The organism is Paractinoplanes polyasparticus, from assembly GCF_019710575.1.
Taxonomy (GTDB): Bacteria; Actinomycetota; Actinomycetes; order Mycobacteriales; family Micromonosporaceae; genus Actinoplanes; species Actinoplanes polyasparticus.
Genome location: NZ_JAHWFK010000058.1, coordinates 25,615 through 39,016, shown reverse-complemented (window position 1 = coordinate 39,016; position 13,402 = coordinate 25,615). Strand labels below are relative to the sequence as shown.

The following is a 13,402-nucleotide window of genomic DNA, read 5'->3' as shown; positions in this document are numbered from 1 at the left end:
GGCCTAAGCTTGGCCGGTGATCGGGAACACAGCGGGGCTGGTGCTCGCCGCGGGCGCGGGGAGCCGCTACGGCATGCCGAAGGCGCTGATCCCGTACCCGGACAAGCTGCTGGTCGAGCGGGCCGTCGACACCTTGCGTGAGGCGGCCCTGTCACAGATCGTCGTGGTGCTGGGGGCGGCGGCCGAGCGGGTGCTGGCCGCCGCCCCCGGTCTGCCCACGACAGTCATCAACCCCGACTGGCCGACCGGTCTGGGCTCCTCGCTGCGAGCGGGCCTGCGGGCGCTGACCGGTACGCCGGCCGGGTCCGTCGTGGTCCTGCTGGTCGACATGCCCGGCGTCACCCCCGAGGCGGTACGCCGGGTGACCGCCCATGCCGGGGCCGACGCGCTGGTCATGGGCGGTTACGGCAAGCGCCGGGGCCATCCGGTGCTGCTCGGTCGCGCCCACTGGCCCGGCGTGATCGCGAGTGCGACCGGCGATTCCGGGGCAAGGTCCTATCTGCAGTCCCATTCCGTACGCGTCGTGCCCGTCGACGATGTCGCCGACGACCTCGACCTCGACGTCCCGGAGCTGAATCCCCATGCGTGACGTGCTGGACGCCCTGCTCGAGTGGTGGCACGCCGACGTGCCGGTCGGCCTGGCCACGGTGACCGCGACGTGGTCGAGCGCCCCCCGCCGGCCCGGCGCAGCCATGGTCGTCGGCCCCGACGGCCAGGTGGTGGGAAGCGTCTCCGGCGGCTGCGTCGAGGGCGCCGTCTACGAACTGTGCCGCGAGGTCATCGACACCGGCACCCCCCGCACCGCCCGCTTCGGCGTGAGCGACGACGACGCCTTCGAGGTCGGCCTGACCTGCGGCGGCACGATCGAGCTGCTGATCGAGCGGGTCGACCGCGGGTCCTTCCCCCAACTGCCCGTCCTGGCCGCGGCGATCGCCGAATCCCGCCCGGTGGCCCTGCTCACCCGGATTCCCGGCAGCCGGCCCCCAGCACCCGCTGACCACCCGCCGCCCACCTTGAACGGCCTCGCCGACGCCCGTCACTTGACCGACAACATCGGTGGCAGCCACACCCCGGCCTCCACGACCAGCGACCCCACCGACGTCCGCCCGGGCGTCACATCGGGAGGCGGTGACAGTGTCGGTGCTGGTCTGGGCGCTACGGGGGGAGGCAGTGACGGTGTCGGTTCGGGAGCCTCGTGGGGAGGCGGTGATGGTGTCGCGGGCGGTGCTGGTCCCGGCACCACATCGGGAGCCGGTGACGGTATGGGCGGTGACGCCCGTTCGGACATCACGCCGGACGGTCGGAACGGCGTCAGCGGCTCTCGTCATCTGGTCATCACGCCCGACGGCCGGGACGGCACGTTGGGTGGCGACCGGATCGACGACGCGGCCACCGATGACGGACGCGGCCTGCTCGCGGCCGGGCGAACGGGCGTGCTGCATTACGGGCCGTCGGGCGAGCGCCGCGGCGAAGGGCTCTCGGTGCTGGTCGCGTCGTTCGCGCCGCCCGCCCGCATGCTGGTCTTCGGCGCCACCGACCACGCCGCCGCGACCGCCCGGATCGGCTCGTTCCTCGGCTACCACGTCACGGTGTGCGACGCCCGCCCGGTCTTCGCCACTGCCCGCCGCTTCCCCTCGGCCGACGAGGTGGTGGTCGACTGGCCGCACCGCTACCTGACCGCCGAGGTGGAGGCGGGCCGCATCGACGAGCGCACCGTCCTCTGTGTGCTGACCCACGACCCCAAGTTCGACGTCCCGGTCCTCGAGGTCGCGCTGCGCCTGCCGGTCGCCTACGTCGGCGCGATGGGTTCCCGCCGCACCCACGACGACCGCAACAAGCGCCTCCAGGAGGCCGGCGTGACCGACGCCGACCTGAACCGGCTGGCTTCCCCGGTCGGCCTCGACCTGGGCGCCCGCACCCCGGAGGAGACCGCAGTCAGCATCGCCGCCGAGATCGTCGCCCTGCGCTGGGGCGGCACGGGCGCCCGCCTGACCGCCACCGAGGGCCGCATCCACGCCGACTGACAGAGATGATGTCGGTGAGCACCTCCCCCGCAGCCTGACCCACCGATTGACTCCACCTGCACGCGGCCCCACCGAGACGGCCGGGGCCGTTGAGGATGGCGGACCAGAAAGCTCGACCGCGCCGGCGATCGCGAGTGCCTGCCGGCCGACGCTTGTCATCCCGGCTCACGTCGGCTTGACCTGCTGGTCCACCGGCACGCGGTCTCGACCAGCAAGCTCGATCGCGCCGGGATCGCGAGCGCCTGTCGGCCCACACCTGTCACCGAGCCCACACCCGTCTGACCTACCGGTCCACCCGTATGCGGCCTCGGCCGGCAAGCTGGACGGCGCCGGCGATCGCGAGGACGTGCCGGCCACACCAGCCGCCCGTTGACCTGCCGGATCCGCCCGCACGCAGTCCCGACCGGCAAGTTCGGCCGCCGCCGCCGCCGCCGCCGCAGCGATCGCGAGCGCGTGCTGGTCCACACACCTACCACCCGCCCACGCCCGTTTGATCTGCCGGACGCGCGACCCTGCAGCGCCGCGTGCCAACCCTGCTTCGGCCCCACCGTTCGCCCGGCCGCCTGCCAGGCGCTTAAGTGGGATGTCAGTCGGCGAGCATTTCGGCGAACTCGGCCGGGTCGATGATCGGGACGTTCAGCTTGGCCGCCTTGGTGGCCTTGGCGGTGGTGGTCTCAGAGGTGATCAGGGCTGTGGTGGTGGCGGAGACGCTGCCGCTGGCACGGCCGCCCAGTTGTTCGATGCGTTCGCTCACGGTGGTGCGGGTGTAGCCCGGGACGCTGCCGCTGACCACGTAGGTGCGGCCCTCGAAGGGCTTGTCGCCCTCGGTCTCGGGGACGCTCATGGTGACGCCGGCGGCGGCCAGGCGGTCGATGACGCCGGACATGGCGCTCAGGCCGTCGACGACGTGCTGAGCCTTGATCAGGCCCATCTTGTCGATCTCGGCGATCTCTTCGACGGTGGCGGCGCGTAGCGCGTCCATGGTCTTGAAGCGGGCGGCCAGCCAGCGGCCGACGCTGCGACCGGTCATGCGGATGCCGAGGCCGGTGATGACGCGGTTGAACGGCTGGGCCTTGCTGCGTTCCAGCGAAGCGACGACCTTGGCCGCGTTGAGCTTGCCGAGCAGCACGACGCCGCCGGCCTTGGTGTTGCCGACGGGAAGCTCGGCCAACTGCTCCTCGGTGAGCTGGTAGAGGTCGGCGACGTCGTTCGCGAGGCCCCGGTTGACCAGGACGACGCACAGCGCCTCGCCCACGCCCTCGACGTCCATGGCCTCGCGGCTGCACCAGTACTCGAGCGCGTTGGTGGCGCTGCACGAGGCGGTGTGGCAGCGCCAGAGCAGGCTGGATTTGTCCCACGGCTCGCCGCACTGGGGGCAGGCCTCGGGCGGCGCCCACGGGGTGAGGCCGTGCGGCTGCTCGCCGATGGGCGCGGTGACCCGGGGGATGACGTCGCCGGCCCGCCACACGGCGACGGTCTGGCCGATGGCCAGGCCCTGTTCCTCGACGAACTTGGGGTTGTGCAGGGTCGCGTACGTGATCGTGGTGCCGTCGACGAAGACCGGGTCGAGCACGGCGCGCAGCGAGATGCGGCCGGTGCGCCCGACCCGCACCTCGATGTCGCGCAGCACTGTGGAGCCGGTGTCGGCGGGATACTTGAACGCGGCCGCCCAGTGCGGGGTGCGGCTGCCGGAGCCGAGCCTGCGGCGGGTCGATTCGAGGTCGGCCGTGAGCACGGCGCCGTCGATCGGGAACTCGAGGCTGCGGCGCAGCTCGCCGATGTGGGCGACGGCGGCCAGCGCGGCCTCGGCATCCGTCGCGACCTGGGCCTCGCCGGTGGCCAGCCGTCCGGCCACCGGGAAGCCGAGCTCGGCCGCGCGGGCCATGCGCTCGCGGTGGGACTCGAAGGCGCCGGAGATGTCGTACGCCGCGAAGGTCATCGGCGTCTCGTAGGTGCGGTCGACGCTGCGGATCGACCCGGCCACCGCGCCGCGCGAGTTGATGAACGCCTTGGCCCCGGCGGCGACCCGGTTGGCGCTGGCCGCCTCGAAGTCGGCGACGGTCATGTAGACCTCGCCGCGCACCTCGCCCGTCCATTCGGTGGCGAGCTGGGCGGGCAGGCCGGCCACGCCGCGCAGCACCTGGGCCGTGACGTTCTCGCCGGTGCTGCCGTCGCCGCGCAGGGCGGCCAGAACCAGGCGGCCCGAGTCGTATTCGACGCGGATGGCGAGGCCGTCGAGCTTGACCTCGACCAGGCAGGGTTCGCCGCCGAGGCTCGCGACGAAGGTTCGTACGCCCTCGTCGCCGTTGATCTTTTCGAGCGACATCATGGGCACCGGGTGCCGGACGTCGCCGCCGCCGGACACCCCGGCCGCGACCTGCATGGTGAGGCCGCCGTCGTCCCATTCCGGGTGGGCCTGCTTCGCCTGGGCGATGCGGTCGAGCAGCGCGTCGTAGTCGGCGTCGGTCATCAGCACTTCGCCGGTGTCGTAATACGACTTGGCGGCGACCTGCGCCTGACCGACCGCGGCGGCGAAGTCGGCTTCGGTGAGGGCGGAGTCCGTCATGCCGACAACCTACGTCCCCGGTACGACAATTCGGCGCCGCCGTGACTGGTTGGCACCGTCCCCCTACTGTGAGGTTGTGACGAACGCCGATCAGGACGGTGGACCCGACGACCGCCGGTCCCGGCCGCCCACACCCGCCGCGTACGCCGCCCCCAGCATGCCGGTAGCCCCTGTCCCCGACGACGGCTACGTCGAACAGGCCCCACCGCGACGCGACCGGCGCTTCGTGTGGTTCGCGGCCTCCGTCCTCGCGGTCCTCGCCTGCTTCTCCGGCGTCCTGCTCACCGCGGTCAGCGACGGCGATCGGCCCGGCCGGGCCCCCGCCGCCACCGCCGTGGCGCCGGTCGTCGAGACCGATCCGCCGTCCGCCGCCGCGCCGGTCGAGGTCGTCTACCTGGTCACGTCGAGCGGCCGGGGTGACCTGGCCCGGGTCGAATACACCGACCAGGACCGCGACATCATCCGCAAGGGCGAGGTGTCGCTGCCGTGGCGGCTCACCTTCACGGTCGTCGGCGACAAGCCCCCGCTGGTGCTGCTGGCCCAGCGCAAAGAGGGCGGCACCGGCGCGATGACCTGCTCGATCACCGTCGGCGGCAAGGAACTCACCACCGCCGTCCAGCGAGGCCGCTACGCCGCCCCGCAGTGCTCCGCTTAGCTCAGCGCCTTCAGCGCGGCCAGGAAGCCGGCCCGCTCGTCCTCGGCCAGCCCGGCCAGCAGGGCCTCTTCCTCCGCGCGGATCTCGGCCTGCACCGCCCGCTGCCGGTTCCGGCCGGCCGGGGTCAGGCTGAGCAGGCGTACGCGCCGGTCGGCGGGGTCGGGCGTCCGCTCGATCAGCCCGCGTCGTTGCAGGTCGTCGAGCACCGGGATGAGCCGCGTCTTGTCGGCGTTGATTGCCGCGGCCAGCGCCGCCTGCGTCCGCGTCGGCCCCTCGCGCAGTGAGCTGAGCACCACGTACGCCCACATGGAGATCTCGTGCCGGGCCAGGATCGGCTCCTCCGCCGCGATCAGCCGGCGGGCCAGCCGCCCCACCATGGCCGCGAGATCCGCTCGCTCCTCGCCTCGCACGCCTCCTACCTTCTCACGCCTTGACATATCGTAAGCATGCATAGATCGTAGGTAAGTGCTTACGAATGAGAGAAGGGACCACCATGGGAACCCAGCTCGGCATGATCGGCCTCGACGTCCGTGATCTGCGTCGATCGATCGAGTTCTACCGGCTCCTCGGGCTCGACATTCCCGAGCCGCTCGCCGATCATCCCGCCGCGCTCTACCGGATGGACAGCGGCGTCACCCTCGTGCTGGCTGAGGGCTTCGCCGCCGCCAACGATCCCGACTGGGTGCGTCCCGAGCGCGGCTACCAGCAGTTCCTCGAGTTCTACGTCGGCGATGACGCGGCCGTCGACGCCGAGTGGGCCAAGCTCACCGCGGCCGGCCACCACGGGCGCATGGCGCCGGCCCAGACCAAAGGCCCGTACGCGGCCATGGTCGACGACCCGGACGGCAATGTCGTGCTGATCACCTCGGACGCCGGGGCCAAGCCTTGAAAGTCAGCCGGCGGTGTACTCGAGCAGCACCACGCCTGACGCGAAGGCCTTCGTCCGGGCCGGGGACAGGCGGAGCGTGACCTCGTCGAACAGGCGGATGCCGCTTCCCTGCACCACCGGGTGAACGAACAAGCGGTAGACGTCGACGAGACCGGTCGGGACCAGGGACCGGACGAGGCTGGTGCTGCCGGTGACGGTGATGTCCTTGCCGTCCCGCTCCTTCAGCGCGGTGACCTCGTCGGTCAGGGGGCCGCGGAGGATGGTGGTGTTCTGCCACTCGGCCTTCTCGAGGCGGGTGGAGACCACGTACTTGTCGACCTGGTCGAGGTACGCCGAGATCGCACCCTCCTGCTGCGGCCAGAAACCGGCGAACTCCTCGTAGGTGACCCGGCCCAGCAGCAGCCCGTCGGCGGCGGCGGCGTGCTGGGCGTTCACGGCGGCCAGCTCGTCGTCGGTCGTCCCGGGGTCGAACCAGTCGCCCATGGGGGAGATGATGCCGTCCACGGTGATGTTCTCGGTCACGATGAGTCTGCGCATGACCGGCACTTACCCGGTCAGGGCAGAAAACCGCGCACCGCGGCCAAGCCCAGCGCCGTCCTCGGGTGGTAGGCGGTGCGCCACAGGCCGCCGTGGGCGGCCGATTCCGCCTCGTCCTGCCAGGCCAGCGGGGCGGCCGGGCGAGGCTTGCGGATCTGGTGGACCAGCAGCAGGGCCATCAGGCGGTTGGCCGTCTCGGGGCGGAAGATCTCGACGTCGAAGAGGTGGGCGCCGGCGTAGGCCGCGGCCAGCAGGCGGTTGCTGGTCACCGAGCGGGTCCAGGTGGGCGGGGCCACCGCGAAGCTGACCACGCCGTCGCGGCGCGCGACCGACGCCCGCCAGCGCTGGATCCGTTTGGCCAGCGCGTAGTTCGGGCCCTGCTGCGGCACCAGGCTGTCGTTGATGGCGTCGCCGTGGTAATTGGGCTGCAACAACCGGCCACCGGAGAGTGCCCCGGTCACGCGGGCCCGCCGGGACCGGGCCCGGAACCGTTGCGTGGACTGCTCGACGGCCGGCGGCGGCACCGCGAAGACGTCGGTCGGCGTGGCCAGGAAGGCCAGCGCGACGTCGTCGCGGCTCGCGCGCAGGCGTACGGCAAGAGCGTCGAAGGCAACTGACAACCGCACGTACGCGGCCCCGGGCGCGTACAGATAATTGCCGACGATCAGCCGGCCCTCGATCCCGTCGAGCCAGTGCGCGACCGCGCTCAGCTCGGTCAGCAGGTCGGCGCCGGGGTCGCGCCCGGGCCGCACCGGCGCGATCACCGTGCCCGCCGAGCGGACCGCCGAGATCCGCCCCCACACCGCGGGCAGGTCGACCGCGACAACCGTGCCGCCCCAGCCCAGCACGGCCGGCACCGGGCCCATCTCGGCCCCGGCCCCGGTCACCACCAGCCGCTGGTCGGACAGGTCGAGCCAGTCCGGGTTGTCCATCACCTCGCGCACGGCTTCGGCGCACGACTGTTCGACGACTCCCGCTGTCACCCACGCGTCGAGCCGCTGCCGCAGGGCATCCCCGCGCAGCAACTCCCGGCCGTACGGAAGCACGACCTCGGTCTCGCGGCTTTCGCGCCCGGCCGTGGTCAGCGTCTCGAACGGCTGCTCGGGCGCCTCGATCGTGACCGGCATCCTGTGGTGCACCGCCGCCAGCCCGGCCGCCGCGATGTCGTAGCCGCCGGCCAGCCCGGTCGAGACGAGCGCCCGGAAATGCGCCAGGTAGCCGCGGCGCCAGTCGGTCTGCGCGGCGGCGGCGTCGGCAGCGGCCGGGTCGGCGGCGCGCAGGGCATCGGCGACCACGTGGCGGCCGAAGGCAGCACTGCTGCGCCGGCCCGTCTCATCGGCGGGAAACTCGATCACGCGCGACAGTATCTCCTCCCACGGTAGGGGGCGCCGGGCGGCGGGCACGGGCTCACCGGCATGCGGGAGCGGGTCGAGGTGCTCGGCGGCACGCTGACCGCCGGACCCGACGGCGCGGGCTGGCAGGTCGCCACGGTGCGAGAAGGACGTGCTGGACCTGGTGGGCGAAGGGCTCTCGAACACCGAGATCGCCGAGCGGCTGCACATCGGGATCACCACGGTCAAGACGCACATCACGGCGCTCATGACCAAGACCAACAGCCCCAACCGCGTACGCCTGGCCCTCGTGGCCCATCGGGGCGGATGAGAAAAGCCGGAGCCCCCGTGGCGGCGGGGACTCCGGCTTTGTCTCGTCCAGGTTATCTCAGCCGGGTCAGCCCTGTCGGCCGTTCCAGCGCGGGTTCTTCTTGTTGATCACAACCTGGCGGCCGCGGCGACGAGTGACCACGCTACCGGGCTTGCTCTTGAGCGACCGCAGCGAGTTTCGGACCTTCATGATCGGTACCTCTCTCCGCGCCGGCGATGGCGTCCGCCGGTCGCGAGGGGTGTAACGACCGTGGCAGGGCCGGTATTTCCGCGTTGCCGGCAGGGTTTCCCCTCATGTCGGCGCGGTGCCGCACCGATCACAGGGCCATGCGTATGCGCACCCTGGCCACCGCGGCCGCCACCGCCGCCGTGGTCCTCGCAGGCACCGCCGTCCCCGCTCAGGCCTCGCTGCCGGAGGGCACCGTCGTCGGAACGGGCCTGCCCGGCGCCATCCCGGGCCGGTACATCGTCACGCTCGACGAGCCGGCCGGCGGCGACGTCTCGGCCCTGTCGGTCGACGGCGGCGCCACCTACGTCGCCGACATGAGCGCCACCGAGGCGCGCCGGCTGGCGGCCGATCCGGACGTGCGCTTCGTGGAGCAGGACCGGATCCTGACCCTGCAGGCGACGCAGAACAACCCGGCCTGGGGCCTCGACCGGATCGACCAGCGGGTCACCAAGGCGTCCAAGACGTTCACGCCGACCGACGACGGCGACTCGGTGCACGCGTACGTGCTCGACACCGGCATCCGGATCACCCACGCCGACTTCCGTGGCCGCGCCTCCTACGGCTACGACGCGCTCTCGGGCACGAGCAACGCGAACGACTGCAACGGGCACGGCACGCACGTGGCGGGCACGATCGGTGGCCAGTACTTCGGCGTGGCCAAGAAGGTCGAGCTGGTCGCCGTCCGGGTGCTCGACTGCAAGGGCCGCGGCTCGCTGTCCCAGGTCATCGCGGGCGTCAACTGGGTCACGACGCACGCCGTCAAGCCGGCTGTGGCCAACATGAGCATGGGCGGCTCGAAGAGCGCCTCGCTCAACGCGGCCGTGCAACGCTCGATCAACTCCGGCGTCACCTACGTGGTCGCGGCCGGCAACGAGAACGCCAACGCGAGCACGATGAGCCCGGCCAACCTGCCGGCCGCCATCACCGTCGGCGCCACCGACGCGGCCGACCGCCGCGCCACGTTCTCCAACTACGGCACGGCGCTCGACCTGTTCGCGCCCGGCGTGAACATCCGCTCCGACTACTACGGCGGCGACAACTTGACCGCGGTGGCCAGCGGCACGTCGATGGCGGCCCCGCACGTCGCGGGCGCGGCCGCGCTGATTCTGGACGCCTCGCCCGGCCTCAGCCCGGCCCAGGTGCGCAATTTGCTGGTCAAGAACGCCACGGCGAGCAGGGTGAAGAACGCCAAGGGTTCGGCCAACCGGCTGCTGTTCGTGCCGCGGCCGCCGGCCAAGGCGGTCATCGCGAGCGCCTCGCTGACCGTGACCGCCGGACAGGCGTACGCCGGCCGGCTCGCCCTCACCGCGGCTCGGCGCGGCACCTGGAGCATCGCCGCCGGCAAGCTGCCCATCGGCCTGACGCTGCGCCCGAACGGCTCGATCACCGGCACCCCGACCGGGCCCGGCTCGGCTGCCGTCACCGTCCGCTTCACCGACTACGTACCGCAGGCGGTCACCCGCTCGATCAAGGTCATCGTCCGCACGACCACCCCGGTGATCGCTACGACCTCGCTGCCCGCCGCCGCGGTCGGCGACTACTACTACCAGCAGCTCACGGTCGCGGGTGGCCGCGCCGGCAGCTGGTCGGTCGACTCGGGCGCGCTGCCCGACGGCCTGACCCTCTCGGCCGGCGGCACCCTCGAGGGCACGCCGGCGACCGCGGGCAGTGCCGCCTTCACCGTGGCGTTCACCGACAGGTTCGGCGTCCGGGGGACGCGCGCCCTGACGATCGACGTCAGCTGAACTCAGCCGCGTACTTCTCCGCGATCGCCGCGGAATCCGGGAGGTCTGCCTCGATCACGGGCAGGCCTTCCGCCACGTCCGCGCCCAGTTCGGTCAGCAGCCGGCGCAGCAGAGCCTCGGCCGCGGCAGCCTGCGGCGCGACCCCGGCTGTCACGACCGGCACGGCCCGCTTGCCGGCCAGCGCCTGCGCCGGCAACTGGTCGAGCAGCACCTTGAGGACGCCGGTGTAGCTGCCCTTGTAGGTCGGGGTCGCCACCACCAGGACGTCGGCCTCTTTCAACGCGGCCACGGCGGCCGCGGTCGCCTCGTCGCCCGGTGTCAGCAGGCCCGGGCCGAGCTCACCGACCTCGATGATCGTCGGCTGGGCCGGCTCGGCCAGGGCTCGGCCGACGGCGGTGGCCAGGATCGAGGTCCGGGAACCGGGACGGGGGTTTCCGGACACGACGACGTACTGGGTCATCGACCCTCCAGGATCACGCGGCATGCCGCAGGTGGGTGTAGTGCCCGTCGTGATAGACGAGCGGGGTCACGGAGCTGTCCTCGTGGTGCCAGCCCGTCTCGGGCGCGGCCAGCACGATCGTGTGGTCGCCGGCCTCGACGCGCTGTTCCACCCAGCAGACGATGCGGGCCAGCACGCCGTCCAGCAACGGCACCCCGCCCGGCCCGGGCCGCCAGGCCCCGTGCGTGGCGAAGCGGTCGATGCCCTTGGTCGAGAAGGTGCGCGCCACCTGCTCCTGCTCCTGGGTCAGGACGTGCACGGCGACGATGCCGGCGGCCTCGACCGCGGGCCAGGCCGAGGCCGTGTGGGCCAGGCAGAACGAGACCAGCGGCGGGTCGAGCGAGACCGACGTGAACGACGTCGCGGTGAAGCCGGCGGGCGGCTCGCCGGGCGCGGTGATGACGACGACAGCGGCGGCATGCCGGCGCAGCAGCGCCCGGAAGAGATCGGTGTCCACGACGTCCACGTAGTGAGAAATCCCGGAATCGGACGGGGCGGTGGCCCCGCTTGCGGCTGCTTGCATGACCATCACCGTCCCTTCTCTCCAGCGGCTGTGTCAATGCCCTTCTCAAATCCTAGTAAACCTAGAGGGTTTGACCAACATAGGGGAGTTCTCCAACGCCCTCCCCTGCCCGGACGATGTCCGGGCAGGGGGGTGGGCCGGCGGCTCGCTCCGGTGTGCTCTCCGTCTCTCGCCGACCCCGTCGAGGGCCCTCGAGGCGCCCCCGACCGCGGGCCCGGGTTGGATCATCCGCTTCGAGGGGCCGACCCGCCGGTCGGGTCTTAACCTATCTTGCAGATAGGAGATATATTGTTCGGGCCGCCACCGGAGGGAGAACCCCATGTCCGCGCTCGCCGTCGCCCACCCCACGATCCCGCGCCGCCGTCTGCATCCCGTGCCCGATCGGCCCGAGCCGCCCGTCACCGTCACGATCAGCATCTCGGGCTCGGGAGCGGGCCGTGACCGGGTCGTCGCCGCCCTGCGTGACTTCGTGGACGCGGCCGGAACGGCCGTCTCGGTCGAGGAGCCGCCGGCTGCCGGCGACGCGCTGAGGCTCGAACCCGGCGCCCGCACCGCGGTCCGGGCCGGTCAGCAGCTCGACCTGAGCCGCCTCGAGTACGACCTGCTGCTGTTCCTCGCGCGGCACCCGCGCCAGGTGTTCAGCCGCAGTCAGCTGCTGGCCCAGGTGTGGGGGCACACGCACACCACCAACCGGACGGTCGACGTGCACGTGAGCCGCCTGCGCACCAAGCTGGCCGACCCCGAGGTCGTGACCACCGTCTACGGGCTCGGCTACCGCCTGGCCGACGACGCCTGCGTCACCGTGGTCGAGCGGTGACCCGTCGGACCGTCGCCGTCGTCGGCGGTGGGTGTGCCGGCGTGCTGGCCACCCGCGAGCTGCTGCGCGGCACCGACGACCGGGTCGTGCTGATCGAGCCGGACGAGCCGGGCGGCGGTCTGGCCTACGGCTCGGCCCGGCCGTGGCACCTGCTCAACTCGCGGGCCGGTGCGATGAGCGCCGATCCCGACGACCCGGGGCACTTCGCGCGCTGGGCCGGCTGCTCGCCCGACGAGTTCCGCCCGCGAGCCGAATACGGCCGCTACCTGCGCTCCGTCCTGCCCTCCTCGGAGCGCCTGGACGTGCGCCGGGCCCGGGCGGCCGGACTGACCGCGACCGGCGTGCGCCTCGCCGACGGAACCGAGGTGCGGGCCGAGAGCGTCGTCGTCGCGACCGGCAATCCGGCCGCCGCGCAGCCCGCGGCCCGGCCCGACCACCCCGACTACATCGGCGACCCGTGGGCCAAGGGTGCGCTCGACGCCATCCCGTCCGACGTCCCGGTGCTGCTGGTCGGGGCCGGGCTGACCGCGATCGACGTCGCGCTCACGCTCACCGCCTCGGACCGGGACGCGCCGATCACCGCGGTCAGCCGCCGGGGCCAGCTGCCGCTGACCCACACCGAGGTGGCCGCGCCGCCGGTCGGGCTCGCGCTCGACGACTGCGCGACCCTGCGCGACATCGTGCGGGCCGTGCGGGCCGAGGCGGCCCGCGCGGGGGACTGGCGGGCTGTGGTCGACGGGCTGCGTCCGTACCTGGACGAGCTGTGGACCGCCTTCACCCCCGACGAGCAGGAGGCGTTCCTGCGCCACCTCGCCCGCCCCTGGGAGTGCCACCGGCACCGGATGGCCCCCTCGGTGGGCGCCCGGATCGCCCGGTTGCGGGAGGAGGGCCGGTTCGAGGTGCGGGCGGGCGGCATCCGCTCGATGACCGCGCCGGCCGCCGGAGGCCTGCTCGTCGAGCTCGAGGCGGGCGTGCAGTGGTTCGGCGCGGTGGTGAACTGTGCCGGGCCCGGCCGGCTGCCGGAGGCCGCGGGATCGTTCGTGGGCAGCCTGCTCACGGCCGGCCAGGCCCGGGTCGGCCCGCACGGGCTGGGGCTCGACATCGACCCGGCCGGCCGGCTGATCGGCGCCGACGGGCGCGTTCAGCAGGACCGATGGCTGATCGGGCCGCTGCGCCGGGGCGCCCGGTGGGAGACGACGGCCGTACCCGAGATCCGCTCGCAGGCTCGGGGTCTAGCCATCCCGGTTGGATAATACG

The 13,402-nt window shown here is 72.7% G+C and carries 14 protein-coding genes and 2 pseudogenes; 9 read left to right on the top strand and 7 right to left on the bottom strand.

Annotation, left to right across the window (positions count from 1 at the left end):
- The first annotated feature begins 19 nt into the window (after positions 1 to 19).
- Positions 20 to 589 (top strand): nucleotidyltransferase family protein, encoded by a 570-nt coding sequence (locus KXC43_RS43365; RefSeq protein WP_221382174.1) that lies wholly within the window; start codon positions 20 to 22, stop codon positions 587 to 589.
- Positions 582 to 2,024, top strand: coding sequence for an XdhC family protein (locus KXC43_RS52485; protein ID WP_304523169.1), 1,443 nt, complete (start codon positions 582 to 584; stop codon positions 2,022 to 2,024). Before KXC43_RS43365 ends, KXC43_RS52485 begins: the two co-directional genes overlap by 8 nt.
- A 586-nt stretch (positions 2,025 to 2,610) precedes the next feature.
- Here the strand turns inward: KXC43_RS52485 and ligA are convergent.
- Positions 2,611 to 4,590: an NAD-dependent DNA ligase LigA gene (ligA, locus tag KXC43_RS43350; protein WP_221382105.1), complete on the bottom strand. Its 1,980-nt coding sequence runs from the start codon at positions 4,588 to 4,590 to the stop codon at positions 2,611 to 2,613.
- A 76-nt stretch (positions 4,591 to 4,666) separates the two neighbouring features.
- On the opposite strand from ligA, the gene KXC43_RS43345 reads away from it, so the two are divergent.
- Entirely contained in the window at positions 4,667 to 5,245 is a 579-nt protein-coding gene (locus KXC43_RS43345; RefSeq protein WP_221382104.1) for an MmpS family transport accessory protein, read from the top strand.
- Here the strand turns inward: KXC43_RS43345 and KXC43_RS43340 are convergent.
- Entirely contained in the window at positions 5,242 to 5,655 is a 414-nt protein-coding gene (locus KXC43_RS43340) for a MarR family winged helix-turn-helix transcriptional regulator (RefSeq protein ID WP_251798358.1), read from the bottom strand. The two genes, KXC43_RS43345 and KXC43_RS43340, sit on opposite strands and share 4 nt — an antisense overlap.
- Positions 5,656 to 5,738: 83 nt before the next feature.
- Between KXC43_RS43340 and KXC43_RS43335 the strand changes: the two genes are divergently transcribed.
- Positions 5,739 to 6,134 carry a VOC family protein gene (locus tag KXC43_RS43335; protein WP_221382103.1) on the top strand — a complete coding sequence of 132 codons (396 nt, stop codon included), beginning with the start codon at positions 5,739 to 5,741 and terminating at the stop codon, positions 6,132 to 6,134.
- Between the two features lie 3 nt (positions 6,135 to 6,137).
- Here the strand turns inward: KXC43_RS43335 and KXC43_RS43330 are convergent, their stop codons facing one another.
- Both KXC43_RS43330 and KXC43_RS43325 read right to left on the bottom strand, forming a co-directional pair.
- Positions 6,138 to 6,671 (bottom strand): dihydrofolate reductase family protein, encoded by a 534-nt coding sequence (locus KXC43_RS43330; protein WP_221382102.1) that lies wholly within the window; start codon positions 6,669 to 6,671, stop codon positions 6,138 to 6,140.
- A gap of 17 nt (positions 6,672 to 6,688) precedes the next feature.
- Positions 6,689 to 8,026, bottom strand: a complete 1,338-nt coding sequence (locus KXC43_RS43325) for a hypothetical protein (protein ID WP_221382101.1) — start codon at positions 8,024 to 8,026, stop codon at positions 6,689 to 6,691.
- A 30-nt stretch (positions 8,027 to 8,056) separates the two neighbouring features.
- On the opposite strand from KXC43_RS43325, the pseudogene KXC43_RS53685 reads away from it, so the two are divergent.
- Positions 8,057 to 8,164: pseudogene (locus tag KXC43_RS53685) on the top strand (ATP-binding protein); the annotation flags it as partial.
- 1 nt (position 8,165) lies between these two features.
- Positions 8,166 to 8,333: pseudogene (locus KXC43_RS43320) on the top strand (response regulator transcription factor); the annotation flags it as partial.
- 66 nt (positions 8,334 to 8,399) lie between these two features.
- Here the strand turns inward: KXC43_RS43320 and KXC43_RS43315 are convergent.
- A complete protein-coding gene (locus KXC43_RS43315) occupies positions 8,400 to 8,522 on the bottom strand; it encodes a ribosomal protein bL36 (RefSeq protein WP_127501833.1) in 123 nt (40 codons plus the stop codon).
- A gap of 137 nt (positions 8,523 to 8,659) precedes the next feature.
- Between KXC43_RS43315 and KXC43_RS43310 the strand changes: the two genes are divergently transcribed.
- Positions 8,660 to 10,306, top strand: coding sequence for a S8 family serine peptidase (locus tag KXC43_RS43310; RefSeq protein ID WP_255645816.1), 1,647 nt, complete (start codon positions 8,660 to 8,662; stop codon positions 10,304 to 10,306).
- Here the strand turns inward: KXC43_RS43310 and KXC43_RS43305 are convergent.
- Together KXC43_RS43305 and KXC43_RS43300 are read right to left on the bottom strand one after the other, a co-directional pair.
- Positions 10,299 to 10,766, bottom strand: a complete 468-nt coding sequence (locus KXC43_RS43305) for an NADPH-dependent FMN reductase (protein ID WP_221382099.1) — start codon at positions 10,764 to 10,766, stop codon at positions 10,299 to 10,301. The genes KXC43_RS43310 and KXC43_RS43305 overlap by 8 nt on opposite strands.
- Positions 10,767 to 10,779: 13 nt before the next feature.
- Entirely contained in the window at positions 10,780 to 11,328 is a 549-nt protein-coding gene (locus KXC43_RS43300; RefSeq protein ID WP_221382098.1) for a flavin reductase family protein, read from the bottom strand.
- Positions 11,329 to 11,647: 319 nt separating this feature from the next.
- Between KXC43_RS43300 and KXC43_RS43295 the strand changes: the two genes are divergently transcribed.
- Both KXC43_RS43295 and KXC43_RS52480 read left to right on the top strand, forming a co-directional pair.
- Positions 11,648 to 12,145 (top strand): winged helix-turn-helix domain-containing protein, encoded by a 498-nt coding sequence (locus KXC43_RS43295; protein WP_221382097.1) that lies wholly within the window; start codon positions 11,648 to 11,650, stop codon positions 12,143 to 12,145.
- On the top strand, positions 12,142 to 13,398 hold the full coding sequence (locus KXC43_RS52480; protein WP_221382096.1) for an FAD/NAD(P)-binding protein: 1,257 nt from the start codon (positions 12,142 to 12,144) through the stop codon (positions 13,396 to 13,398). The genes KXC43_RS43295 and KXC43_RS52480 overlap by 4 nt, the downstream gene beginning before the upstream one ends.
- The last annotated feature ends 4 nt before the right edge of the window (positions 13,399 to 13,402 follow it).

Excerpts from the sequence above, each read along its gene's own strand:
- KXC43_RS52485 (WP_304523169.1), top strand. The coding sequence starts at position 582 with ATGCGTGACGTGCTGGACGCCCTGCTCGAGTGGTGGCACGCCGACGTG.
- ligA (WP_221382105.1), bottom strand. The coding sequence starts at position 4,590 with ATGACGGACTCCGCCCTCACCGAAGCCGACTTCGCCGCCGCGGTCGGT.
- KXC43_RS43335 (WP_221382103.1), top strand. The coding sequence starts at position 5,739 with ATGGGAACCCAGCTCGGCATGATCGGCCTCGACGTCCGTGATCTGCGT.
- KXC43_RS43330 (WP_221382102.1), bottom strand. The coding sequence starts at position 6,671 with ATGCGCAGACTCATCGTGACCGAGAACATCACCGTGGACGGCATCATC.
- KXC43_RS43315 (WP_127501833.1), bottom strand. The coding sequence starts at position 8,522 with ATGAAGGTCCGAAACTCGCTGCGGTCGCTCAAGAGCAAGCCCGGTAGC.
- KXC43_RS43310 (WP_255645816.1), top strand. The coding sequence starts at position 8,660 with ATGCGTATGCGCACCCTGGCCACCGCGGCCGCCACCGCCGCCGTGGTC.
- KXC43_RS43305 (WP_221382099.1), bottom strand. The coding sequence starts at position 10,766 with ATGACCCAGTACGTCGTCGTGTCCGGAAACCCCCGTCCCGGTTCCCGG.
- KXC43_RS43300 (WP_221382098.1), bottom strand. The coding sequence starts at position 11,328 with ATGCAAGCAGCCGCAAGCGGGGCCACCGCCCCGTCCGATTCCGGGATT.
- KXC43_RS43295 (WP_221382097.1), top strand. The coding sequence starts at position 11,648 with ATGTCCGCGCTCGCCGTCGCCCACCCCACGATCCCGCGCCGCCGTCTG.